The sequence below is a fragment of the Pseudomonas sp. RA_15y_Pfl1_P11 genome, from assembly GCF_963970975.1.
Classification (GTDB): Bacteria; Pseudomonadota; Gammaproteobacteria; order Pseudomonadales; family Pseudomonadaceae; genus Aquipseudomonas; species Aquipseudomonas tritici.
This window is the reverse complement of sequence record NZ_CAXAOY010000005.1, coordinates 204,933-227,294: the sequence shown is the minus strand read 5'-3', so window position 1 is coordinate 227,294 and position 22,362 is coordinate 204,933. Positions and strand designations below refer to the sequence as shown.

General features: G+C 59.6%; 17 protein-coding genes, 2 tRNA genes and 1 pseudogene. 11 read left to right on the top strand and 9 right to left on the bottom strand.

The window, feature by feature from the left end; all coding sequences use genetic code 11:
* Position 1 precedes the first annotated feature (1 nt).
* From rimM to rplS, 3 genes are read left to right on the top strand one after another with little or no spacing between them, the layout of a single operon-like run.
* Complete coding sequence (rimM, locus tag AACY44_RS08525) at positions 2-538, top strand: ribosome maturation factor RimM (RefSeq protein ID WP_339417310.1); 537 nt, start codon at positions 2-4, stop codon at positions 536-538.
* Entirely contained in the window at positions 520-1,293 is a 774-nt protein-coding gene (gene trmD / locus AACY44_RS08520) for a tRNA (guanosine(37)-N1)-methyltransferase TrmD (protein ID WP_339417309.1), read from the top strand. Before rimM ends, trmD begins: the two co-directional genes overlap by 19 nt.
* Positions 1,294-1,338: 45 nt before the next feature.
* Entirely contained in the window at positions 1,339-1,689 is a 351-nt protein-coding gene (gene rplS, locus AACY44_RS08515) for a 50S ribosomal protein L19 (RefSeq protein WP_003175895.1), read from the top strand.
* Between the two features lie 87 nt (positions 1,690-1,776).
* On the opposite strand, the gene AACY44_RS08510 is transcribed toward rplS, so the two are convergent.
* On the bottom strand, positions 1,777-3,576 hold the full coding sequence (locus AACY44_RS08510) for a cation:proton antiporter (RefSeq protein ID WP_339417308.1): 1,800 nt from the start codon (positions 3,574-3,576) through the stop codon (positions 1,777-1,779).
* A 107-nt stretch (positions 3,577-3,683) separates the two neighbouring features.
* Between AACY44_RS08510 and xerD the strand changes: the two genes are divergently transcribed.
* The 5 genes from xerD (at position 3,684) to AACY44_RS08485 (ending at position 8,932) form a co-directional block, all read left to right on the top strand.
* Positions 3,684-4,580, top strand: a complete 897-nt coding sequence (xerD, locus tag AACY44_RS08505) for a site-specific tyrosine recombinase XerD (RefSeq protein WP_339417307.1) — start codon at positions 3,684-3,686, stop codon at positions 4,578-4,580.
* 141 nt (positions 4,581-4,721) lie between these two features.
* Positions 4,722-5,453 carry a disulfide isomerase DsbC N-terminal domain-containing protein gene (locus AACY44_RS08500; protein ID WP_339417305.1) on the top strand — a complete coding sequence of 244 codons (732 nt, stop codon included), beginning with the start codon at positions 4,722-4,724 and terminating at the stop codon, positions 5,451-5,453.
* A gap of 129 nt (positions 5,454-5,582) precedes the next feature.
* The gene (locus AACY44_RS08495) at positions 5,583-6,887 is read left to right on the top strand and encodes a homoserine dehydrogenase (RefSeq protein ID WP_339417303.1); all 1,305 of its coding nucleotides are present in this window, start codon (positions 5,583-5,585) and stop codon (positions 6,885-6,887) included.
* A gap of 103 nt (positions 6,888-6,990) precedes the next feature.
* On the top strand, positions 6,991-8,400 hold the full coding sequence (thrC, locus tag AACY44_RS08490) for a threonine synthase (RefSeq protein ID WP_339436012.1): 1,410 nt from the start codon (positions 6,991-6,993) through the stop codon (positions 8,398-8,400).
* A gap of 247 nt (positions 8,401-8,647) precedes the next feature.
* Positions 8,648-8,932 carry a DUF3509 domain-containing protein gene (locus AACY44_RS08485; RefSeq protein ID WP_339417301.1) on the top strand — a complete coding sequence of 95 codons (285 nt, stop codon included), beginning with the start codon at positions 8,648-8,650 and terminating at the stop codon, positions 8,930-8,932.
* A gap of 170 nt (positions 8,933-9,102) precedes the next feature.
* Here AACY44_RS08485 and AACY44_RS08480 read toward each other — a convergent pair.
* Together AACY44_RS08480 and AACY44_RS08475 are read right to left on the bottom strand one after the other, a co-directional pair.
* Positions 9,103-9,609, bottom strand: a pseudogene (locus AACY44_RS08480) (TIGR02285 family protein); the annotation flags it as partial.
* A 14-nt stretch (positions 9,610-9,623) separates the two neighbouring features.
* On the bottom strand, positions 9,624-10,823 hold the full coding sequence (locus tag AACY44_RS08475; RefSeq protein WP_049711684.1) for a CaiB/BaiF CoA transferase family protein: 1,200 nt from the start codon (positions 10,821-10,823) through the stop codon (positions 9,624-9,626).
* A 148-nt stretch (positions 10,824-10,971) separates the two neighbouring features.
* Between AACY44_RS08475 and AACY44_RS08470 the strand changes: the two genes are divergently transcribed.
* Both AACY44_RS08470 and recJ read left to right on the top strand, forming a co-directional pair.
* The gene (locus AACY44_RS08470; protein ID WP_339417299.1) at positions 10,972-11,514 is read left to right on the top strand and encodes a YaeQ family protein; all 543 of its coding nucleotides are present in this window, start codon (positions 10,972-10,974) and stop codon (positions 11,512-11,514) included.
* 172 nt (positions 11,515-11,686) lie between these two features.
* The gene (gene recJ / locus AACY44_RS08465; protein WP_339417297.1) at positions 11,687-13,396 is read left to right on the top strand and encodes a single-stranded-DNA-specific exonuclease RecJ; all 1,710 of its coding nucleotides are present in this window, start codon (positions 11,687-11,689) and stop codon (positions 13,394-13,396) included.
* A gap of 153 nt (positions 13,397-13,549) precedes the next feature.
* On the opposite strand, the gene AACY44_RS08460 is transcribed toward recJ, so the two are convergent.
* From AACY44_RS08460 to AACY44_RS08445, 4 genes are all read right to left on the bottom strand, one after another.
* A complete protein-coding gene (locus AACY44_RS08460) occupies positions 13,550-14,836 on the bottom strand; it encodes a virulence factor family protein (protein ID WP_339417295.1) in 1,287 nt (428 codons plus the stop codon).
* The gene (mprF, locus tag AACY44_RS08455; protein ID WP_339417294.1) at positions 14,836-17,478 is read right to left on the bottom strand and encodes a bifunctional lysylphosphatidylglycerol flippase/synthetase MprF; all 2,643 of its coding nucleotides are present in this window, start codon (positions 17,476-17,478) and stop codon (positions 14,836-14,838) included. The genes AACY44_RS08460 and mprF overlap by 1 nt, the downstream gene beginning before the upstream one ends.
* Positions 17,479-17,756: 278 nt before the next feature.
* Positions 17,757-17,833, bottom strand: a tRNA-Met gene (locus tag AACY44_RS08450).
* Positions 17,834-18,028: 195 nt separating this feature from the next.
* Positions 18,029-18,105, bottom strand: a tRNA-Met gene (locus AACY44_RS08445).
* A 278-nt stretch (positions 18,106-18,383) separates the two neighbouring features.
* On the opposite strand from AACY44_RS08445, the gene dinB reads away from it, so the two are divergent.
* On the top strand, positions 18,384-19,442 hold the full coding sequence (gene dinB / locus AACY44_RS08440; protein WP_339417293.1) for a DNA polymerase IV: 1,059 nt from the start codon (positions 18,384-18,386) through the stop codon (positions 19,440-19,442).
* Between the two features lie 129 nt (positions 19,443-19,571).
* On the opposite strand, the gene AACY44_RS08435 is transcribed toward dinB, so the two are convergent.
* Entirely contained in the window at positions 19,572-20,525 is a 954-nt protein-coding gene (locus AACY44_RS08435; protein ID WP_339417292.1) for a hypothetical protein, read from the bottom strand.
* 20 nt (positions 20,526-20,545) lie between these two features.
* Positions 20,546-22,261 (bottom strand): proline--tRNA ligase, encoded by a 1,716-nt coding sequence (locus AACY44_RS08430; RefSeq protein WP_339417291.1) that lies wholly within the window; start codon positions 22,259-22,261, stop codon positions 20,546-20,548.
* Positions 22,262-22,362: the final 101 nt, after the last annotated feature.

Sequence of the window (22,362 nt, the reverse complement as noted above, 5' to 3'; positions counted from 1 at the left end):
TATGAGCGCGACGCCAGCTGTTGCTGATGATTTGATCGTTATCGGCAAGATTTACTCTGTTCATGGCGTTCGCGGCGAAGTGAAGGTGTATTCCTTTACTGATCCGACTGAAAACCTGTTGCAGTACAAAACCTGGACGCTCAAGCGCGAAGGTAGTGTGAAACAGGTCGAGCTGGTCAGTGGACGCGGGAGCGACAAGTTCCTGGTCGCAAAGCTCAAGGGTCTTGATGATCGTGAAGAAGCTCGTCTTCTGGCCGGTTACGAGATCTGCGTGCCGCGCAACCTGTTCCCTGAATTGACCGACGGCGAGTACTACTGGTACCAGCTGGAAGGTCTGAAGGTTATTGATCAACTCGGGCAATTGTTCGGGAAAATCGATCATCTTCTGGAAACCGGCGCCAATGATGTAATGGTGGTCAAGCCTTGCGCTGGCAGCCTGGATGATCGCGAACGCTTGTTGCCCTATACAGAGCAATGCGTGTTGGCCATTGACCTGGCGGCGGGCGAGATGAAGGTGGAATGGGATGCGGACTTCTAAGCGTGGCTAATCTGCGCATTGAAGTGATCAGTTTGTTTCCCGAGATGTTTTCCGCTATCAGCGAGTACGGCATCACCAGTCGGGCGGTGAAACAGGGGCTGTTGCAGCTTACCTGTTGGAACCCGCGAGACTACACGACGGATCGACATCACACTGTGGATGACCGCCCATTTGGCGGTGGCCCAGGCATGGTGATGAAGATCAAGCCCCTGGAAGACGCGTTGGCTCAGGCCAAGGCCGCCGCCGGGGAGAAGGCGAAGGTAATTTACCTGTCCCCTCAAGGCCGTCAGTTGAAACAGGCTGGGGTCCGCGAACTGGCGAATGAGGAAGCACTGATCCTGATTGCCGGTCGCTATGAAGGCATTGACGAGCGTTTTATTGACGCTCATGTCGATGAAGAGTGGTCGATTGGGGACTATGTCCTGTCTGGCGGCGAGCTGCCGGCGATGGTCCTGATAGATGCGGTTACACGACTGCTGCCTGGAGCTTTAGGGCATGCGGACTCCGCGGAGGAAGATTCCTTCACGGACGGTTTGCTGGATTGCCCGCACTACACCCGCCCGGAGGTGTATGCGGATCAGCGTGTTCCCGACGTATTGCTAAGTGGCAATCACGCACACATCCGGCGTTGGCGTTTACAGCAGTCCCTTGGTCGGACCTATGAACGACGCGCCGATCTTCTGGATAGCCGCTCGCTTTCTGGAGAAGAGAAGAAGCTGCTCGAGGAATACATCCTCGCGCGGGACGATAGTTAACAACGTATCGATGGTAGGTCCATTGACTTACCTTAGGAGCACAGCATGACTAACAAAATCATCCTTGCACTCGAAGCAGAGCAGATGACCAAAGAGATCCCTACCTTTGCCCCGGGCGACACTATTGTCGTTCAGGTGAAAGTGAAGGAAGGCGACCGTTCGCGTCTGCAAGCGTTCGAAGGCGTGGTAATCGCCAAGCGTAACCGTGGTGTGAACAGTGCTTTCACTGTTCGTAAAATCTCCAACGGTGTTGGCGTAGAGCGTACTTTCCAGACCTACAGCCCGCAAATCGACAGCATGGCCGTCAAGCGTCGCGGTGACGTACGTAAAGCCAAGCTGTACTACCTGCGTGACCTGTCCGGTAAAGCAGCTCGCATCAAGGAAAAACTGGCTTAAGTCCAGCTTCCCGATGCAGAAAAAAGCAGCCTACGGGCTGCTTTTTTGTGCCTGCGATTTGTGCGTATCGCAGGGTGGCAGTTGAGGCTAGGACTGCCCTGGCTGGATGACTGCCAATAACGCCCATCCCGCCACTGGTTTCAAACCGCTCTCTGGTGTTACCACATGCACCCAGCCACTGTTGTCACGGGCAAACAACAGGATCGCCCGTTCACCATGCAGTGCCTGGTAGTCGTTCCATCCAAACCCATCGGTCAGGTGGGTGGTGTACAGCTCGGCGCCTTGCCCCAGCAGGCTGGCGAGCTTGGTATAGCTCAAGGGTTGGCTGCCCAGCAGGTGCCCGCGGTGTTCATGACTGGCCCGGTGCTTGTCCGTGCGACGGCTCTCCTGGCTGCTGGTCAGGGTGAACAGGCGATGCCCGAAGTCGTGGCGAAAGCGCATGGCGGCCAAGGTATTCAGTTCACCCGAGGGCGAAAGTGCCAGCAAATGTCCGAGCCCCACAAGGTCCAGGTGCGATTCGGCATGCTGCGAGGCCGGGTTGCCGAAGTAGGTCGGTAGCCCCTCCATGCGACTGGCGCGGATGTTTTCCCAGCTGGAGTCGGTCAACAGCACGCGGCTGCCCAATTGCTGTAGAGCTTTGCCCAGGATGCGCGCCGGGCCATTTGCACCGACGATCAGAAAGCCACTGGGCGCAGGCTCGGCGACTTTCAGCAGGCGGGCCAGGGGGCGGGCGGTGGCGCTTTGCAGTACCACGGTGCCGATGATCACCGCAAAGGTCAGCGGCACCAGCAGCAATGCACCTTCGTGACCGGCTTCATCCAGGCGAATCGCAAATATCGCCGACACCGCTGCGGCCACAATCCCACGGGGGGCAATCCAAGCCAGCAGTGCGCGTTCCCGCCAGTTCAGCTTCGAACCGGCGGTCGACAGCGCGACATTGAGGGGGCGTGCAATAAACTGAATGATCAGCAACAGGATCAGGACGAAGGGCCCCAGGGCAATCAATGCATTCAGGTCCAGGCGCGCCGCCAGCAGGATAAACAAACCGGAGATCAGCAGTACGCTGAGGTTTTCCTTGAAGTGCAGGATGTGTCGCACATCCACGCCTTTCATGTTGGCCATCCACATGCCCATCAGCGTTACCGCCAACAGGCCAGACTCGTGCATGACTTCATTGGCGGCGATGAATACGCCCAGCACCCCGGCCAGGGTCGCCAGGTTGTGCAGGTATTCCGGCAACCACTGTCGACGCATGATCTGCCCCAGCAGCCAGCCGCCGGCAACCCCGAACAGGCTACCGCAGGCAATCACGCCGCCGAAAGTCAGCAGACTATGGCTCAAGCCATCACCGGAAGCGCGGCTGATGATGAAGCTGTAGACCACCACGGCCAGCAGTGCACCAATCGGGTCGATGACGATACCTTCCCAGCGCAGGATGTTGGCGATGGAGGCTTTGGGGCGCACCACGCGTAGCATCGGGACGATCACCGTCGGGCCCGTCACCAACGTCAGCGTGCCGAACAGCAGCGCCAGCATCCAGTCGAAACCCAGCAGCCAGTGGGTTGCCAGCGTGATTACCGCCCAAGTCGAAAGCGCGCCGAGGGTCACCAGGCGGTGGACGACGCTGCCAATCTCCTTCCATTCCGACAGGTGCAGCGTCAGGCTGCCCTCAAACAGGATCAGCGCCACGGCCAACGACACCAGTGGCATCAGCAAGGGGCCGAACATTTCCTGCGGGTCGAGCCAGCCCAGTACCGGCCCGGCCAGAATCCCGCTCAGCAAGAGGAACAGAATTGCCGGCAGTTTCAGGCGCCAGGCCAGCCATTGGCAGCCGAGTGCGGCCACGCCAATGCCGCCAAAGGCCAACAAAATCTGTTGTTCGTTCATTAAAGCTCCCTGTTCCTTGAAGTAGCGGGCTATGAAAGACTAGTGACCCTAATCACAGTTCACTAATTAATTGCCGCAAAGCCCTGTGCCGCGTCACTTGAGTGCCCATGCCCGCCATTGATCATCCTCTTATCGACCGTTTCCTCGACGCCCTTTGGCTGGAAAAAGGCTTGTCGGACAACACACGCCAGGCTTACCGCAGTGACCTGGCCCTGTTCAACGGCTGGCTGCAGGAGAAAAACCTCGAGCTGACCAATGCCGGACGCGAGCTGATCCTCGATCACTTAGCCTGGCGTCTGGAGCAACACTACAAGCCGCGTTCTACTGCGAGATTTCTCTCGGGTGTGCGTGGCTTTTATCGCTATTTACTGCGCGAAAAGCTGATCGCAGTCGATCCGACTCTACAAGTCGACATGCCACAATTAGGTAGGCCGCTTCCTAAGTCTTTGTCGGAAAATGACGTGGAGGCCTTGCTCGCTGCCCCCGACCTCAGCGAAGCCATCGGCCAGCGCGACCGCGCCATGCTCGAGGTTTTGTACGCTTGCGGCCTGCGGGTAACCGAGCTGATCAGCCTGACCCTGGAACAAGTGAACCTGCGCCAGGGGGTATTGCGGGTGATGGGCAAGGGCAGCAAGGAGCGGTTGGTACCAATGGGGGAGGAGGCGATAGTGTGGGTCGAGCGCTATATGCGTGATGCCCGCAGCGAACTGCTTGGCGGACGCCCCAGTGATGTGTTGTTCCCCAGCCTGCGCGGTGAACAGATGACCCGCCAGACCTTCTGGCACCGCATCAAGCATCAGGCCAAGGTCGCCGGGATCAGCAAGTCCCTGTCGCCCCACACGTTGCGCCATGCCTTCGCCACCCATTTGCTCAACCACGGTGCGGATTTGCGCGTGGTGCAAATGCTGCTCGGCCACAGCGACTTATCCACCACCCAGATCTACACCCACGTGGCGCGCGCACGTTTGCAGGAAATGCACGCCAAGCACCACCCGAGAGGCTGAAAACCGCCAATTTATCCCGCCACGGGCTGCCCTGCGGCCCAACTGTGGTAGGCTTTGCCGGTTAGCAAAGGGGACGGCTCAGACCTGTATTAACAGACCCATGTCTTGCGCCCGTCCCTGCATCTGCCTTCAGGAGTTCCCATGCGCTTGACCCAGATTATTGCCGCCGCAGCCATTGCGTTGGTTTCCACCTTTGTTGTCGCCGATGACGCTGCCGAGCAGGCCATCCGCAAGAGCCTGGCCAACCTGCAGCTCGACACTCCGATCGAAAGCATCAGTGCCAGCCCGATGGCCGGCCTTTACGAAGTCAAGCTCAAGGGCAGCCGCGTGCTGTACGCCAGTGCCGACGGCCAGTACATCGTCCAGGGTTACCTGTTCCAATTGAAGGACGGCAAACCGGTCAACCTGACCGAGAAAGCCGAGCGCCTGGGCGTGTCCAAGCTGATCAATGGCATCCCTGTGGCTGAAACCGTGGTCTACCCGGCGATCGGCGAGACCAAGACTCACATCACGGTGTTCACCGATACCACGTGCCCGTACTGCCACAAGCTGCACGCCGAAGTGCCCGCGCTCAACAAGCTGGGCGTGGAAGTGCGCTATGTAGCGTTCCCGCGCCAAGGCCTGGGCTCGCCGGGTGACGAGCAACTGCAAGCCGTATGGTGCTCGGCCGACAAAAAAGCGGCCATGGACAAGATGGTCGACGGCAAGGAAATCAAGGCCGCCAAGTGCGCCAACCCGGTTTCCAAGCAGTTCGCGCTGGGCCAGTCCATTGGCGTGAACGGTACACCGGCCATCGTTTTGGCTGACGGCCAAGTGATTCCGGGCTACCAGCCGGCGCCACAAGTTGCCAAACTGGCGCTGAGTGCCAAATAAACCAGCATCGTCGAACCTTTGACGATCATGGCCCGTGGATAAGTCCACGGGCCATTAATTGAAAGCCGCAGTTATGCGGCTGTTTTCCACGGCCGACCTCGCGTCGGCCGTTTCATGGGGAGTTCTTCAGTGAAACCGGTCAAAGTAGGCATCTGTGGGTTAGGGACCGTCGGTGGCGGCACCTTCAACGTACTTCAGCGTAACGCTGAGGAAATTTCCCGCCGCGCAGGCCGTGGGATTGAAGTGGCGCAAATTGCCACGCGTTCGCCAAAGCCACAGTTCGAAACGACCGGTATTGCGATTACCAACGATGTCTTCGCCGTTGCCACCAACCCTGAAATCGATATTGTCATCGAACTGGTCGGCGGCTACACCGTGGCCCGCGAGCTGGTGCTCAAGGCCATCGAGAACGGCAAGCACGTGGTCACCGCCAACAAGGCGCTGATCGCCGTGCACGGCAACGAAATCTTCGCCAAGGCGCGTGAAAAGGGCGTGATCGTTGCGTTCGAAGCCGCTGTCGCTGGTGGCATCCCGGTGATCAAGGCGATCCGTGAAGGCCTGTCCGCCAACCGTATCAACTGGGTCGCCGGCATCATCAACGGTACCGGTAACTTCATCCTCACCGAAATGCGCGAGAAGGGGCGTACCTTCGAAGACGTGCTGGCCGAGGCACAGGCCCTGGGTTACGCCGAAGCCGACCCGACCTTTGATGTGGAAGGTATCGACGCGGCGCACAAGCTGACCATCCTGGCGTCCATCGCCTTTGGTATCCCGCTACAGTTCGACAAGGCTTACACCGAAGGCATCACCCAGCTGACCACTGCTGACGTGAACTACGCCGAAGCCCTGGGCTACCGCATCAAGCACCTGGGCGTAGCGCGCAGCACGCCGGCCGGTATCGAGCTGCGTGTGCACCCGACGCTGATCCCGGCCGATCGCTTGATCGCTAACGTCAATGGCGTGATGAACGCCGTGATGGTCAACGGTGACGCCGCCGGTTCGACCCTGTTCTACGGCGCTGGCGCCGGCATGGAGCCAACGGCTTCGTCGGTGATCGCTGACCTGGTGGACGTGGTCCGCGCCATGACCAGCGACCCGGAGAACCGCGTGCCGCACCTGGCGTTCCAGCCGGACTCGCTGTCGGCCCACCCGATCCTACCGATCGAAGCCTGCGAAAGTGCCTACTACCTGCGTATCCAGGCCCAGGACCATCCGGGCGTGTTGGCCCAGGTCGCCAGCATCCTGTCGGAGCGCGGGATCAACATCGAGTCGATCATGCAGAAGGAAGTCGAGGAGCAAAACGGCCAGGTGCCGATGATCCTGCTGACCCACCGTGTGCTCGAACAACACATGAATGACGCCATCCGAGCGCTCGAAGCTCTCCAGGGCGTGGTTGGGCCGGTAGTCCGTATCCGTGTCGAACATTTGAATTAATTCAGCTGCAAGCGCCAAGCTACAAGCTTCAAGTAGAAGCAGATCTGCTTTAACTTGAAGCTTGTCACTTGAAGCTTGAAGCCCAAACCGAAGGTTTGCCCCTATGCGCTACATCAGCACCCGCGGCCAGGCACCGGCCCTGAATTTCGAAGACGTTTTGCTGGCAGGTCTTGCCACTGACGGCGGCCTGTACGTGCCGGAAAACCTGCCACGCTTCACCCAGGAAGAAATCGCTTCCTGGGCCGGCCTGCCGTACCACGAGCTGGCCTTCCGGGTGATGCGCCCGTTTGTCACCGGCAGCATTCCGGATGCGGAATTTAAGAAGATTCTGGAAGAGACGTACGGCGTGTTTTCCCACAGCGCCATCGCCCCGTTGCGTCAATTGAACGGCAACGAATGGGTACTGGAGCTGTTCCACGGCCCGACGCTGGCGTTCAAGGACTTTGCCCTGCAACTGCTGGGTCGCCTGCTCGATTACGTGCTGGAGAAGCGCGGCGAACGCGTGGTGATCATCGGCGCTACCTCCGGTGATACCGGCTCGGCTGCCATCGAAGGCTGCAAACACTGCGAAAACGTCGACATCTTCATCCTGCACCCGCACAAGCGCGTGTCGGAAGTGCAGCGTCGCCAGATGACCACCATTTTTGGTGAGAACATCCATAACATCGCCATTGAAGGCAACTTCGATGACTGCCAGGAAATGGTCAAGAACAGCTTTGCTGACCAGAGCTTCCTGAAAGGCACGCGCCTGGTGGCGGTGAACTCGATCAACTGGGCGCGGATCATGGCCCAGATCGTCTACTACTTCCACGCGTCCCTGCAACTGGGCGGGCCTGCACGTTCGGTGTCGTTCTCGGTGCCGACCGGCAACTTCGGCGACATTTTTGCCGGTTACCTGGCACGCAACATGGGCCTGCCGATCAACCAGTTGATCGTCGCCACCAACCGCAACGACATCCTGCACCGTTTCATGAGCGGCAATCAGTACGTCAAGGAAACCCTGCACGCCACGCTGTCGCCGTCGATGGACATCATGGTGTCGTCGAACTTCGAACGCCTGCTGTTTGACATGCACGGTCGCAACGGCGCGGCCATCGCGGGTTTGATGGACACCTTCAAGAGCGGTGGCGGTTTCAGCGTTGACGAAGAGCGTTGGACCGAAACCCGCAAGCTCTTCGACTCCCTGGCTGTGGACGATGCGCAGACCTGCGAAACCATCGCACAAGTCTATGCCCATACCGGCGAGCTGTTGGACCCGCACACTGCCATTGGTGTGAAGGCCGCCCGCGAATGCCGCCGCAGCCTGGATATCCCGATGGTGATCCTGGGCACCGCGCACCCGGTGAAATTCCCGGAAGCGGTGGAGAAGGCGGGCGTTGGCAAGGCGCTGGAATTACCGGCGCACTTGGCTGACCTGTTCGAGCGTGAAGAGCGTTGCACTGTATTGGCCAATGACCTCAAGGCTGTGCAGGCGTTTGTCAGCCAGCATGGCAACCGTGGTAAGCCGCTGTAAGGCAAACCGTGCAGGCAAAAACGCCGCTTTCCCTTCCTTGGGTCAGCGGCGTTTTTTATGGCTTGCAGGTTCGGTAGGTGCGGCCGTTTTTTCGTTGTCATGTTGCGAGCGCATGCTGGAATCCGTCAGCCCCTGACGGCCCCAAAACACGAAAAAGCGAACTTTTCTACGTCACAACCAGTCACTTAGGATAGATGCAGCTCTCCCGTTGAAACGATTGTTCCCGAACTATTGAGTGGTGATCGAGATGGAAAGTATCAGCCTATTGCTAGAAGAAGCGCTGAGCCCTTATCAGGTTTCGCTGACCACCGCCGGTGTGCAGGGCGAGTGCCTGGTGACCGTGAAGAATCCTGCTGGCGCGATCGTGGTCGAGCGTGAAGTTGATCGCGCACAATTGATGGATAAACGCGTGATGGTGGATGTGGTGGACTGCCTCTTGCGCGATCTCAAGATTGCCGAAGGGCGCTTGGAACCGTCGGTCATCGCGGCCTTGCGCAACGCCGCCCAGGCTCGTGGCGCTGCCGTTGCATGAAGAATTGTTTAAGTGTGGAAACTTCCTACAAGGCGGCCGGTCAGATTTCGTAACAGCAAGAGCAGACATTGTGCTCCGGTGTTTGTGCCTTGCTGTACGGGTCTTTGTAGGCCACGTTTAACCCCGAAGTGTATCCCCACGCTCCGGGGTTTCTTTTTGCCTGCGATTTGTCAGGGTTCAGGTGAATCCAGGAAAAAGCTCGGGTTGTCCTGCAGATAGTGTTCACGCATGACCGGGTCCAGCCATTCGGCGTAGGAAGCCTGTAGCTGTTCCTGTGGGATATGGCGCAAGGCCCGATCAATTCGCTGTATGGCCTGGCGACCTTCAGGTGTGGCCGAACAACCGATATGCGTACGCTGGTAGGGCGCTGACCCCTTGATGGGGTAGAACATCAGGTCTTCAGGGGCAATGCCTTGTTGCATGGCGTGATAGCGGATCTCCGGCGCGTAACCCAGAACGGCTTCCAGTCGGCCCAGGCGCTGCATTTGCAGCAGGCTGCCCAGGGCGTCATTGCCGTAATGGAGTGCCAGTGTGTGAGGGGCGGCACCCTTGAGTTGCGCATCGATCAACGGACCGTAGCTGCGTTCGGCGGTTGCGCCAATGCGTGCGGTAGGGGAGCCGAGGAAGGCTTGCAGGTCAAATTGGTCCTCATCAATGAACGCTGCCAACTCGCTCTGAGCAGGGTAAACCATCAAATCGCGCCATCCTCACGCAAGCGAGTAATGGCAGCGCTGTCGTATCCCAGTTTATTGAGTAGCACGTTGTTATGTTCACCCAGCTGCGGCCCGACCCATTCGCAGCTGCCTGGCGTGTCCGACAACTTGGGCACGATGCCAGGCATCTTGAAGTCCTTGCCGTCGGGAAGCTGGGCCTTGAGGAACATCTCCCGGGCGAGGAATTGCGGATCGCCGAGCATGTCCTCGGCACTGTAGATGCGACTGGCAGGCACTTCGGCTTTATTCAATATCGCGACCACTTCATCCAGTGGCAGCGAATTCACCCAGCGATCGATTACGCCATACAGCTCATCACGACGGCCATCGCGTCCGTCATTGCTGGTTAACTCTGGATCGTTGGCCAAATCTTCACGGCCAATGGCCGACATAAAGCGCTTGAAGATCGCATCGCCGTTGGCGCCGATCTGTACATGCTTGCCGTCGGCGCTGGTGTGGATGGAGGACGGCGTGATACCGGGCATGATGTTGCCGGTGCGTTCGCGAATAAAACCGAATACATCGAACTCCGGGATCATGCTTTCCATCATGGCGAAGATGGCTTCATACAGCGCTACATCGACCACCTGGCCCACGCCGCCGTTGACTTCGCGATGACGCAGCGCCATCAGCGCGCCGATCACCGCCCACAGCGCGGCAATCGAGTCGCCGATGGAAATGCCGGTGCGCACCGGTGGGCGGTCTTCGAAGCCGGTGATATAGCGCAGGCCGCCCATGGATTCGCCCACCGCGCCAAACCCTGGCTGGTCTTTCATCGGGCCGGTCTGGCCAAAGCCGGAGAGACGCACCATCACCAGCTTGGGGTTGAGTGCGTGCAGGGTTTCCCAGCTCAGGCCGAGCTTCTCCAGCACGCCGGGGCGGAAGTTCTCGATCAGGATGTCGGCGTCCGCCAGCAACTGCTTGAGGATGGCCAGGCCGTCCGGGTGCTTGAGGTTCAGCGTCAGCGACTGCTTGTTGCGCGCCTGCACAAACCACCACAACGACGTGCCCTCGTACAGCTTGCGCCACTTGCGTAGCGGGTCGCCGCCGTCCGGCGATTCGACCTTGATCACCTCGGCGCCGAATTCGGCGCAGATACGTGAGGCGAACGGGCCGGCGATCAGGGTACCGAGTTCGATAACTTTCAGGCCGGCAAGCGGTTTGGCATTAAACGACATGATGATCCTTGTCTGCGCAGTGCGGTGGTGTGATGCCTTTTAACATAGGCGGACAGCCCAGGGATAAGGATGATGCAGCGCAGGATTCGTTGAATGGCCCCGCCATCGGTTAGACTGGCCGCCTTTCCCTGTCTCTAGAAGTCCGTTCATGGCCCAGCCGTCCACGACCTACAAATTCGAACTCAACCTTACTGACCTCGATCGCTCGGTGTACGAGAGCGTCAAACAGACCATCGCCCGCCACCCTTCGGAAACCGAAGAGCGCATGACCGTGCGTCTGTTGGCCTACGCCCTGTTTTACAACGAGCAACTGGCGTTTGGTCGTGGACTGTCAGATGTAGACGAACCAGCCCTGTGGGAAAAAAGTTTGGATGATCGGGTTTTGCACTGGATCGAAGTCGGCCAACCCGATGCCGACCGCCTGACCTGGTGCTCGCGCCGCACCGAACGCACCAGCCTGCTGGCCTACGGTAGCCTGCGTGTATGGGAAGGCAAGGTGGTGCCGGTGGCGACCAACCTGAAAAACGTACACATCGCCGCCGTGCCCCAGGAGATCCTGGAGGTTCTGGCCAAAGACATGCCCCGCGTGATCAAGTGGGATGTGATGATCAGCGAAGGCACCATCTTCGTGACCGACGACCGTGGCCAGCATGAAGTGCAATTGCAGTGGCTGGTCGGCGGACGCGATTAAAATGTGGCAAGCGGCTTGTGTGGGAGCGGGCTTGCCCGCGATTGTATCGCCGCGGTGTAACTGTTTCACCGAGCCGTCCGCATCGCAGGCAAGCCAGCTCCCACATCAGGTTTGTACCGTTTGCAGGATTGTTGTTTAACCGTTGTATCAGTAGAGAAGTTTCCGTTACCTCATGCGTATCGATCCCCGCCCGTTGCCCGCCGTCCTGCCGTTTCTTGGTGAATTGCCACCGCTGTTGACCCGTCTTTATGCCGCGCGCGGTGTGCAATCGGAGGCTGAGCTGGATAAAAGCCTGGCGCGGTTGATTCCCTATCAGCAGCTCAAGGGAATCGACGCGGCGGTGGACTTGCTGGTGACGGCGCTGGAGCAACGCCAGCGAATCCTGATCGTCGGTGACTTCGACGCCGATGGCGCCACTGCCAGCACCGTGGGTACCTTGGGCCTGCGTTTGCTCGGAGCGGCGCATGTCGACTATCTGGTGCCCAATCGCTTCGAGTACGGCTACGGCCTGACCCCGGAAATTGTCGCCGTGGCCCTGCAGCGTGAGCCGCAGTTGTTGATTACCGTGGACAACGGCATTTCCAGCGTCGAAGGCGTGGCGGCCGCCAAAGCCGCGGGGTTGAAGGTGCTGGTGACCGACCACCATTTGCCCGGCGATGAATTGCCGGCGGCCGATGCGATCGTCAACCCGAATCAGCCGGGCTGCGAGTTTCCGAGCAAGGCCCTGGCCGGCGTCGGCGTGATTTTCTACGTGCTGATGGCCTTGCGTGCGCGCCTGCGCAGCTTGGGCTGGTACGCGAACATACCTCAGCCGAACATCGGTGAACTGCTCGACCTGGTCGCTCTGGGCAGCGTTGCCGATGTGGTGCCCCTGGATGCCAACAACCGCATCCTGGTGCATCAGGGCCTGGAGCGTATCCGTGCAGGTCGCGCACGGCCGGGGATCAAGGCGATCCTGGAGGTGGCCAAGCGCGACGCTGCACGCATCACCTCGACCGACCTGGGCTTTATCCTCGGGCCGCGCCTGAATGCCGCTGGGCGCCTGGATGACATGAGCCTGGGGATTGAATGCCTGCTCACCACCGACGTCGCCGCCGCGCGGGAGATGGCTGCGCAGTTGGACGGCATGAACCAGGACCGTAAATCCATCGAGCAGGGCATGCAGCGCGAAGCCCTGGCCCAGCTCAAGGACTTGCCGGTGGAGTCGATGCCCTACGGGCTCTGCCTGTTCGACCCGGAATGGCACCAGGGCGTGATCGGCATTCTGGCGTCACGCATGAAAGAGCGCTATTTCCGCCCGACCATCGCCTTTGCCGACGCCGGTGACGGCCTGCTCAAGGGCTCAGGGCGCTCCGTGCCGGGTTTTCACATCCGTGATGCCCTGGCAGTGGTCGCAAGCCAGCATCCCAACCTGATCGCCAAATACGGCGGCCACGCCATGGCGGCGGGGCTCACATTGCCCGAGTCGAATTTCCCACTGTTTGCCGAAGCATTTGATGCTGAAGTGCGTCGGCAACTGTGTGAGGAGGACCTGACCGGCAGGTTGTTGACCGACGGTACTCTGGCAGTGGAAGAGTTTCACCTGGAGCTGGCGCGGGCCTTGCGGCATGCCGGCCCGTGGGGGCAACACTTTCCCGAGCCGTTGTTCCACGGCGTGTTTCAGTTGGTGGAGCAGCGTGTCGTGGGGGAGCGGCACCTGAAAGTGGTGCTCAAGAGCGAATGCGGCTCGGTGAAACTCGATGGCATTGCGTTTGGGGTGGATCGTGACGTTTGGCCTAACCCTACCGTGCGTTGGGTCGAGCTGGCCTATAAGCTGGATGTGAACGAGTTTCGTGGGAATGAAACCGTGCAGCTGATGATTGCGCACATCGAACCGCGCTAAATATCGGTCACACCCTAAAGCAAATGTGGGAGCGGCGGTTCGACGCTTCGACTTGCTCGCGAATACGGAGTGTCAGTCAATGTTGCTGTGACTGATCCACCGCTTTCGCGAGCAAGCCCGCTCCCACATTTTTAATCCGTGTACAGCCTGAAGTTACTCGGCTTTATCCTTGGCCTGATGCTTCACAATGATATCCACCAACCGCTTGGCCAGCGCCGGGTAGTTCTCATCGAAGTGATGCCCACCTGGCAACTTCAGCGCTTCACCCACGGCAGTCTTGTCCGTGCAGCCGCTCTCGTCGACTTCTTCTGCACCGTAGATGCACACCACTTTCTCAGGCGGCAGCTTGGCCATTTCCGGGCCCGTGGCGGCTTCTTTGCCGGCGTTACCCAGCCAGCCTTCCACTTCGATTTCAAAGCTGCCAGTGCGCGCGAACGCCAGCAGGATGATTGCGTCCACGCGTTGCTGCTCGTTTGCCGGCAAGCGGTTGTAAATGGCCGGCAATACATCGGCACCGAACGAGTAACCGGTCAGCACGAAGCGCTTGGTGCCCCACTTCTGACGGTAGTGTTGCATCAGCTCGGTGAGGTCCTTGGCGCTTTGTTCCGGGGTCTTGTGCTGCCAGTAGTAGCGCAGGGTGTCGATGCCGACGACGGGGTAGCCGATCTTGGCCATTTCGCCGGCCACGTCGCGGTCCAGGTCACGCCAGCCGCCATCACCGGAGAGGAACAGGGTGACGGTGTCCTTGGCCTGGCCGGCTGGCACTTCAACCACTGGAATCGCCAGGCCGCCGTTGTCCGAACCTACCAGTTGCTTGCGCAGCTCGTTGTTCAGCACTTGCGGGTAGTGAATGTCGTAGTCGCTGATGCTGGTGGTGGCGCGTGGTGTATCGCGCACGAAACTGGCGCTTTCATCGTCAGGGTTGTCGTTCCAGGCCACCAGCCAATTGCCGTGCGCGGCGGTTTTCGGCAGTGGGTCCTTGCAGCCTTCCTGCACCAGGGCGAAGCCGACGGAGATGGCATTGGCCTTGTCGTCATCCTGTGTTGCCAGCCAGCGCCAGGCGAGCGCTGCGCCTGGGCCGATGCCGCTGACCAGGGTGGCCGGGCCCTTGAGCTGGACCAAGGCGCTTTGCAGCGCTTGTTCCTGCAGCTTGCAATCGTCCTTGGGCAGGATCACTTGGACAATCTGCGCCTTGCCGCCTTGGCTCAGAGCGATCAGTTGGCTGTCGGTCAGGATTTCGTCGGCCATTACGGCCACGGCCACAAGGGCTTTCGGCGTGCCATTGGGCGTCACGCGGGTCATCACCGAGCCATCGGCCTGGGGCAATTGCTCCAGGGTCGGCTGTGGGGCAGGGCGGTTCCAGTACCAAAAGCCGCCGCCTGCGATCAAGGCGAGCAGCACTACAGAGGCCAATACATACCGCCAGGAACGTCGAATCATCAGCGTTTCACCAATCCAGTCAAGCCGCCCGCGATCAGGGCGGCGGTATCGGCCAGTGCCACCAGCGGATCAAGTCCCGCAGGCACGGCCATGTAACGGGGTTCCCAGTCAGGCTGGAACTTGTCTTTGAAGCGGCGCAAACCTTGGAAGTTATACAGTTGTTCGCCACGGCGGAACACCATCGAACCCAGACGTTGGGTCAACGGCGCGCCGCGGCGTGGTTGCAGGCCCGACAACGGCACCATGCCGAGGCTGAAGCGGGCGTAGCCGTGACTCTTATAATGTTGAATCAGGCCGACCATCATGAATTCCATGGTCAGCTTGGGCGCGTCAGGGTGGGCGCGCATCAGGTCGAGACTGGCCAAGTCGTGGCTGTAGGTCTCGAGCAAGTTGGCGAAGGCCACCGGGTTCCCTTCGAAGCGAATGATCGCAATGCGAAAGTGCTTGAGGTAGTCGTCGCTGAAGCGTCCCAGGGAAAAGCCTTTTTCCCTCACGTTTTTGCCGGTCAGCCAGGCATCCGAGATCACTTTGAGCGCGTCCATCGGTGCCGTGCCCGGTTCAAAGATCTCCAGGGACAAGCCATCGCGGGTGCCACGGTTCCAGGTATAGCGCAGGTCCTTCATCTCTTTGCCCTTGGCTTCCAGGTCAAAGCGTTTCAGGTCGACGCGGGCTTCTTCACCCAGTTTGATCGCGGTGAGGCCGATGTCCATGTAGTACGGCAGGTTCTCTGCGCGCACTTGATAGAACACCGGGCGCGCGTGGTGGATGTCGCACAAGTCGCGGAACTGCCAGATCATCTCGGCGCGTGGCTGGGTCGGGCCAATCGGGTCGTACAAGGCTACCAGGCTGCGCCCGCGACGGGCGTACATGAGGAAAGCTTCATCATTGGGGTGAAACAGCAGCGCCTTGTCGCCGGTGAGCGCCAGGCCGCCGTCGGGTTGGGACGAGGCCATCAGGATCTTGCTGGCACGCTCGAGTTCGTCGGGCGTCGGCAGGTGGATCACCGGGCGCGCGGTGCGCAACAGCCAGGTCAGGGAGACGATCACCAGCAGGACGGCGGCGCCCAGCAGCGAGCGCAAACCACGGGGCGCGTTGGCGTCCAGGGTGAACTGCCACCACAGCTGGTGGCTGTAAGGCACGTCTTGATAAGCGAACAGCAGCAGCCAGATCGAAGCCCCCAGCACGCACACGCTTGCCACCAGGTACAGCGGTGAGAAGGGCAGCTCGGTGAGGCGGCTGGCGCGGTAGAACGAGCGTCGGAAGATCGCCAGCAGGATCGCGGTCATGGTCATCAAGCAGGCTTCTTCCCAGTCGAAACCCTTGAGCAGCGAGAGCAACGCACCGGTCAGCAGCAGCACCATGGTCAGCATCCAGGCGGCCGACAAGCGTCGACGCAGGCCCTGGGCCAGCAACAAGCACAGCACGCCGATCAGGCTGGCGCCAAAGTGCGAGGCGTCAATCAGGCGGTGGGGAATCAAGAAGCCGATGTTTTCCAGGCGTGAGTCGATTTCGGGCGTGGCGCCAGAAAACAGCAGGACCACGCCGGACAAAAAAACCAGTACGGCCAGTACTGGCGCTGCCAGCCCCGAGGCGACCCGCAGGCTTTGCTGGGTCTGGAACAGACGCTGCGCTTCGTTGATCAGCAGGAACACACAGGCGATCAATAGGGGCAGCACCACGTAGATCATGCGGTACAGCAGCAGGGCAGCGGCCAGTGGCGCGGCGCCCAGTTTGTCGGCGAAGGCTGCGAGCAGAATTGCTTCGAATACGCCAACCCCGCCCGGTACATGGCTGAGCACGCCAGCGGCCAGCGCCAGCAGGTACACCAACAGGAAGGGGCCGAAGGGCGGCGCTTCTGGCAGCAACAGATAAAGGACGGTCGCAGCGGCGGCGACGTCCAGCGCGGTGATGATCAGTTGCAGGAAGGTCAAACGCCGGCCCGGCAGACGCAGGGTACGGCGGCCAGCTTTTACCAGCAGGTTATCCGGGTAGGGTTGCTCCGGCAGGCGACGACGATAAATGCCGATGCACAGCGCGGCCGACAACAGCAGCACGGCGCAGGCAATGCCGCCCAGCAAACCTTGCGACAGATGCAGATAAGTGGACGCCGCCGGCAAGTTACTCAAGGTGGCTAATGCCGCCAGCGGCGGCAGGGCGCAGCCCAGGGCCAGGCTGGCGAACACGGTCATGTGCGCCACTTCTGAAGCCCCGATGCCATGGCGTGCATATAAACGGTAACGCACCGAACCGCCCGAGAGCATCGACAAGCCAATCGCATTGCCGATGGCAAACGCGGTAAAGCCACCCATGGCCAGGGTCTTGGCGGGCAGTTGTACCCCCGCGTAGCGCGCGCCGGAAAATTCGTAGCCTAATAGAATGACGAAGCCGGCGACACCTGCGGCAAACGCACCGAGTAGGGCGGGCCTGGGTACTTCCAGAATCGAATCGTGGAGGGCGTAGAGATCCAGCTCCAGCAGCAGGTGTCGGCAGGCGATCAACGCGATGGCGAACAGCAATAGTGTGACGGCCAGCCCGATGGGTTGCCGGTATTTGCTCACCCGATCCAGCCAACGCAAACGAGCGGGAGGGATCGGTTGTTCTGCTGTAACGGTGTCTTGTGGTTCAGACGAGTTGGCGCGCATCAATCACCTCGTGGATTGTGCGCGACAGGATGGAGGTATCCAGCCAAGTTACCAATCCCTATGGGCAAAATTATTACAAATATTAACGCGTATCACCGGGGGCGGCGACAGCGGCCATTGGTCGTAGAGGGAAGCGCTGAGCATTGAGCATAGCTTGCAATGAGATGGACTCTGCAAACCGTGTACGGTTTCATGAAAGATGCCATGCCATTGTTTCAGAAGAACTTTTTTACCGGATACAAAAAAGGCCACTCTTTCGAGTAGCCTTTTTTGATGTTTGGTTGCGGGAGCCGGATTTGAACCGACGACCTTCGGGTTATGAGCCCGACGAGCTACCAGACTGCTCCATCCCGCGTCTGTGGGCGGCATTCTACAGCCCAACGGCGGGGTGTCAACCGTTAATGGATGTATCGGTCAAATAAGTGTGAATTAACCCACTGAGTGGTCACCGATAACGGTAAGTGCGCGATAGGCTTGGATTTTTGTCAGACAATCAAAAAACTGACAGGCACAAAAAAGGCCACTCTTTCGAGTAGCCTTTTTTGATGTTTGGTTGCGGGAGCCGGATTTGAACCGACGACCTTCGGGTTATGAGCCCGACGAGCTACCAGACTGCTCCATCCCGCGTCTGTGTGTCGGCATTCTACAGAGGATCGCGAGTGTGTCAACCCGTGTTCTGAAGAAAAGCGCTTGTGGTTCAATTGGTTAGCTCTCCACCGCTGTACGTGGAAGCGCTGCAAGCCAGTCCGGCCAAGGGTTTCAGCTCTATCGGAATGCCAGATTCGATTGAGAAAATAAATTCATGTACGAATTTTCCTACCGTTCAAACGGAAGAATCAAACTACTGGTGCTATGTACAGGTGTGAGTGCGATACTGGCCACCCGTAGTTTCACATCCTGTTTATATGACGCAGCGCAAAATCATCCACGTTGACTGTGATTGCTTCTACGCCGCCATCGAGATGCGCGATGACCCGAGCCTGGCGCAAAAGCCGCTGGCGGTGGGTGGCTCGGCGGACCGGCGCGGGGTGATCGCTACCTGCAACTATGAGGCGCGGGCCTATGGCGTGCGCTCGGCCATGTCGTCACGCCACGCCTTGAAGCTGTGTCCGGACCTGACCATCGTCAAGCCGCGCATGGACGCCTATAAGGAAGCGTCGAAGGAAATCCAGACCATCTTTCGCGACTACACCGACCTGATCGAACCGCTGTCGCTGGATGAAGCCTATCTGGACGTGTCTGACTGTACGCATTTTGGTGGCAGTGCCACGCGCATCGCCCAGGACATTCGCCGCCGCGTCTCCAACCAGTTGCACATCACCGTGTCCGCTGGTGTCGCGCCGAATAAATTCCTGGCCAAGATCGCCAGCGACTGGAAGAAACCCAATGGATTGTTTGTGATTACCCCGGACCAGGTCGAAGACTTTGTCTCGCAGTTGCGTGTGAGCAAATTGCACGGTGTGGGCAAAGTCACGGCAGAAAAGCTGGCGCGCCTGGGAATTGAAGACTGCCTGCAACTGCGTGAGTGGAACAAGCTGGCGCTGGTGCGGGAATTTGGCAGCTTTGGCGAGCGACTGTGGAGCCTGGCGCGTGGGATTGATGACCGCGCAGTGCACAACGATAGCCGTCGGCAATCCATCAGTGTGGAAAATACCTACGATGTGGACCTGCCGGATCTTTCAAGCTGTCTGGCAAAGCTTCCCGAACTGATGGAAACCCTGGCCGGGCGTATGGCGCGTATAGACAGCAGTTACCGGGCGGGCAAGCCGTTCGTTAAAGTGAAGTTTCATGACTTTACCCAGACGACACTGGAGCAGGCGGGGGCGGGGAGGGATTTGGAGAGTTATCAACAGCTGCTGACCCAGGCGTTTAAACGGGGTGCGAAGCCGGTTCGGTTGTTGGGGATTGGGGTGCGGTTGCTGGATTTAAGCAGCGGCAACGAGCAGCTCGAGTTCTCCTGGTAGAAACCGAGAGCCCTATGTGGGGGCGGGCTTGCTCGCGAATGCGGTAGATCAGTCAATGCATCTGGTGGCTGACACTCCTTATTCGCGAGCAAGACCGCACACATTTAGATCTACGATATTCTTGAAGTCTTAGCGCGCGCCAGGATCCGCCACCAACCGCCCCGCATCCTTGGTCAGCGCCTGCAGGAATTCCTGCTGCAACTCGGGATCATTGCGGGTCAGTTCGATCAGGCTTTGTTCCAGTTCGCTGGCTTCTTCTTCCAGGCCCAGCTCTGAGAGACGCTTGACCCGGTGCACCCACTGGCTGACTTCGTCGTCTTCCAGGTCGTCGTAGATCAGGCCGTGGGCTTCCAGCAACTTGCCGCGCAGCGTGTTGCTGATCGCCAGTGTCGAGTCCGAATGCACGTCGTCCTGGCCATCTTCCACGCTGATCTTCAAGGTCGTGATGCGGTTAAGGTCCTGCTCGGCAAACGGGCTGTCCAACAGGTTCAGGCGCAAGACGCCGTTGCGGTCGGTGGTCAACTCATGCACGTGCTTGCCCGCAGTAACCTGCACCGGGCGTTCGCTCCAGGGCAGGCTCGAATACTCCACACGCTTGTCGCGCTGGACTTCATCGATACCTGCCAGGTTCTGTTGCGCACGGCCATGGGATTGCACGTTCATGAACGGGTTGAGGCCGTCCACGCCGTAGGTCAGCCAGTCGTGGGTCATGCTGGTAGGCAGGTTGCCGAGGGCGAAGATATTCGCCACGTTAGCCCCCGCACCCGCGACCAGGGCGACCGTACCCAAAGGCACTTCATAGAGTTCGCGCCAGGGTTGGTAGGGGGTGTAGCGGTCGTAACGACGGGTGACTTCGAACTCGGTGACCTCGAAGGTCTTTTGCTCGTGAATGCGCACTCGGCGTTGAGGCAGCTCCAGCACTTTGGGGTCGCCTACATCGATCTGCAGGCTGTGGTCGAGCAACTTACGCTCGACCCGCTCCTCGTGCTCACTGCGTTGCGACATCTGGTTGGCGCAGCCGCTGACCAGCAGGGCGCCGCACAAGGCGGCGCCCCCCAGGGCTCTGGTGTTTCGCTTGAACATGACTTCTCTTGATCTGGTTTTCAGCGACGAATACGCGCCTGAAGGAAAGACAGCACGTCAGCCACCGGCAACGGTTGTGCTTGGGCTTCGGTCCGGCTCTTGTATTCCAGATTGCCATCCGCCAGGCCGCGGTCGCTGACCACGATCCGGTGCGGGATGCCAATCAGTTCCATGTCGGCGAACTTGATGCCCGGGCTGGTTTTCTTGTCGCGGTCATCCAGCAACACTTCAAAACCAGCGGCCGTCAGTTCGGCATACAGTTTGTCGGTGGCTTCGCGTACTTGCTCGGTTTCATAGCGCAGCGGTACCAGGGCGACCTGGAACGGCGCCAGGGCGTCACTCCAGATGATGCCTTTCTCGTCGTTGTTCTGCTCGATGGCAGCTGCAACCACGCGCGAAACGCCAATGCCGTAGCAGCCCATTTCCAGGGTGATCGGCTTGCCGTTCTCGCCCAGCACTTCGCACTTCATCGCCTTGCTGTACTTATTGCCCAGCTGGAAGATGTGCCCGACTTCGATGCCGCGCTTGATCTCCAGGGTACCTTTGCCATCCGGGCTCGGGTCACCAGCGACCACGTTACGCAGGTCGGCCACGGTCGGAACCGGCAGGTCACGCTCCCAGTTCACGCCGAAGTAATGCTTGTCGTCGATGTTCGCGCCAATACCGAAGTCGCTCATCAGCTCGACCGAACGGTCGATGATAATTGGCAGCGGCAGGTTCAGTGGGCCCAGGGAACCCGCACCGGCGCCAATGGCGTCGCGCAGTTCGGCATCACTGGCCATGACCAGTGGGTTGGCGACGCCAGGTTGCTGGGCGGCTTTGATTTCGTTGAGTTCGTGGTCGCCACGGATCACCAGGGCGATCAGCTTGCCTTCTTCTTCGGCGTGCACGATCAGGGTCTTGATGGTCTTTTCAATCGGCAGATTGAATTTTTCCACCAGGGCCGCGATGGTCTTGGTCTCTGGTGTGTCCACCAAGCGCAGCTCTTCAGCCGGTGCAGGGCGGGACGTTTCCCGTGGCACGGCTTCAGCTTTCTCGATGTTTGCTGCGTAGTCCGAACCGTTGCTGAACACGATATCGTCTTCGCCGGATTCGGCCAGTACATGGAATTCGTGGGAGCCGGCACCGCCGATGGAACCGTTGTCCGCTTCAACCGCTCGGAACTTCAGGCCCAGGCGGGTGAACACGTTGCAGTAGGCCTGGTGCATGCGGTCGTAAGTGACCTGCAGCGACGCCTGGTCGGCGTGGAACGAATACGCGTCTTTCATGATGAATTCACGACCGCGCATCAAGCCGAAGCGTGGGCGGATTTCATCACGGAATTTGGTCTGGATCTGATACAGGTTCAGCGGCAGCTGTTTATAGCTGCTCAGCTCGTTGCGCATCAGGTCGGTGATCACTTCTTCATGGGTCGGGCCGGCGCAGAAGTCGCGGCCATGACGGTCCTTGAAGCGCAGCAACTCAGGGCCGTACTCTTCCCAGCGCCCGGATTCCTGCCACAGTTCAGCCGGTTGGGTGCTCGGCATCAACACTTCCAGAGAGCCGGCAGCGTTCATTTCTTCACGAACGATGGCTTCGACCTTGCGCATCACCTTCAAGCCCATGGGCAGCCAGGTGTACAGGCCCGAGGCCAGTTTGCGGATCATGCCGGCGCGCAGCATCAGCTGATGGCTGATCACGACCGCATCGGAAGGCGTTTCTTTCTGTGTGGCGAGCAAATATTGACTGGTGCGCATGGTAGGCCGTTGTCGGTTGCTTGGACTTGAAATGACGCTGGATTGTACGGGCGGTTGCCGCCGGAGTACAGGCATCAGGTTGCGGGGTGTTTCTGTCGGAA

What these genes read in the sequence shown, in the direction of transcription:
- AACY44_RS08430 (WP_339417291.1), bottom strand. Translation starts at nt 22,261, where the DNA reads ATGCGCACCAGTCAATATTTGCTCGCCACACAGAAAGAAACGCCTTCC.
- dinB (WP_339417293.1), top strand. Translation starts at nt 18,384, where the DNA reads ATGACGCAGCGCAAAATCATCCACGTTGACTGTGATTGCTTCTACGCC.
- rplS (WP_003175895.1), top strand. Translation starts at nt 1,339, where the DNA reads ATGACTAACAAAATCATCCTTGCACTCGAAGCAGAGCAGATGACCAAA.
- AACY44_RS08475 (WP_049711684.1), bottom strand. Translation starts at nt 10,823, where the DNA reads ATGTCGTTTAATGCCAAACCGCTTGCCGGCCTGAAAGTTATCGAACTC.
- AACY44_RS08500 (WP_339417305.1), top strand. Translation starts at nt 4,722, where the DNA reads ATGCGCTTGACCCAGATTATTGCCGCCGCAGCCATTGCGTTGGTTTCC.
- rimM (WP_339417310.1), top strand. Translation starts at nt 2, where the DNA reads ATGAGCGCGACGCCAGCTGTTGCTGATGATTTGATCGTTATCGGCAAG.
- AACY44_RS08470 (WP_339417299.1), top strand. Translation starts at nt 10,972, where the DNA reads ATGGCCCAGCCGTCCACGACCTACAAATTCGAACTCAACCTTACTGAC.
- AACY44_RS08485 (WP_339417301.1), top strand. Translation starts at nt 8,648, where the DNA reads ATGGAAAGTATCAGCCTATTGCTAGAAGAAGCGCTGAGCCCTTATCAG.
- recJ (WP_339417297.1), top strand. Translation starts at nt 11,687, where the DNA reads ATGCGTATCGATCCCCGCCCGTTGCCCGCCGTCCTGCCGTTTCTTGGT.
- thrC (WP_339436012.1), top strand. Translation starts at nt 6,991, where the DNA reads ATGCGCTACATCAGCACCCGCGGCCAGGCACCGGCCCTGAATTTCGAA.
- AACY44_RS08510 (WP_339417308.1), bottom strand. Translation starts at nt 3,576, where the DNA reads ATGAACGAACAACAGATTTTGTTGGCCTTTGGCGGCATTGGCGTGGCC.
- AACY44_RS08460 (WP_339417295.1), bottom strand. Translation starts at nt 14,836, where the DNA reads ATGATTCGACGTTCCTGGCGGTATGTATTGGCCTCTGTAGTGCTGCTC.
- xerD (WP_339417307.1), top strand. Translation starts at nt 3,684, where the DNA reads ATGCCCGCCATTGATCATCCTCTTATCGACCGTTTCCTCGACGCCCTT.
- mprF (WP_339417294.1), bottom strand. Translation starts at nt 17,478, where the DNA reads ATGCGCGCCAACTCGTCTGAACCACAAGACACCGTTACAGCAGAACAA.
- AACY44_RS08435 (WP_339417292.1), bottom strand. Translation starts at nt 20,525, where the DNA reads ATGTTCAAGCGAAACACCAGAGCCCTGGGGGGCGCCGCCTTGTGCGGC.
- trmD (WP_339417309.1), top strand. Translation starts at nt 520, where the DNA reads ATGGGATGCGGACTTCTAAGCGTGGCTAATCTGCGCATTGAAGTGATC.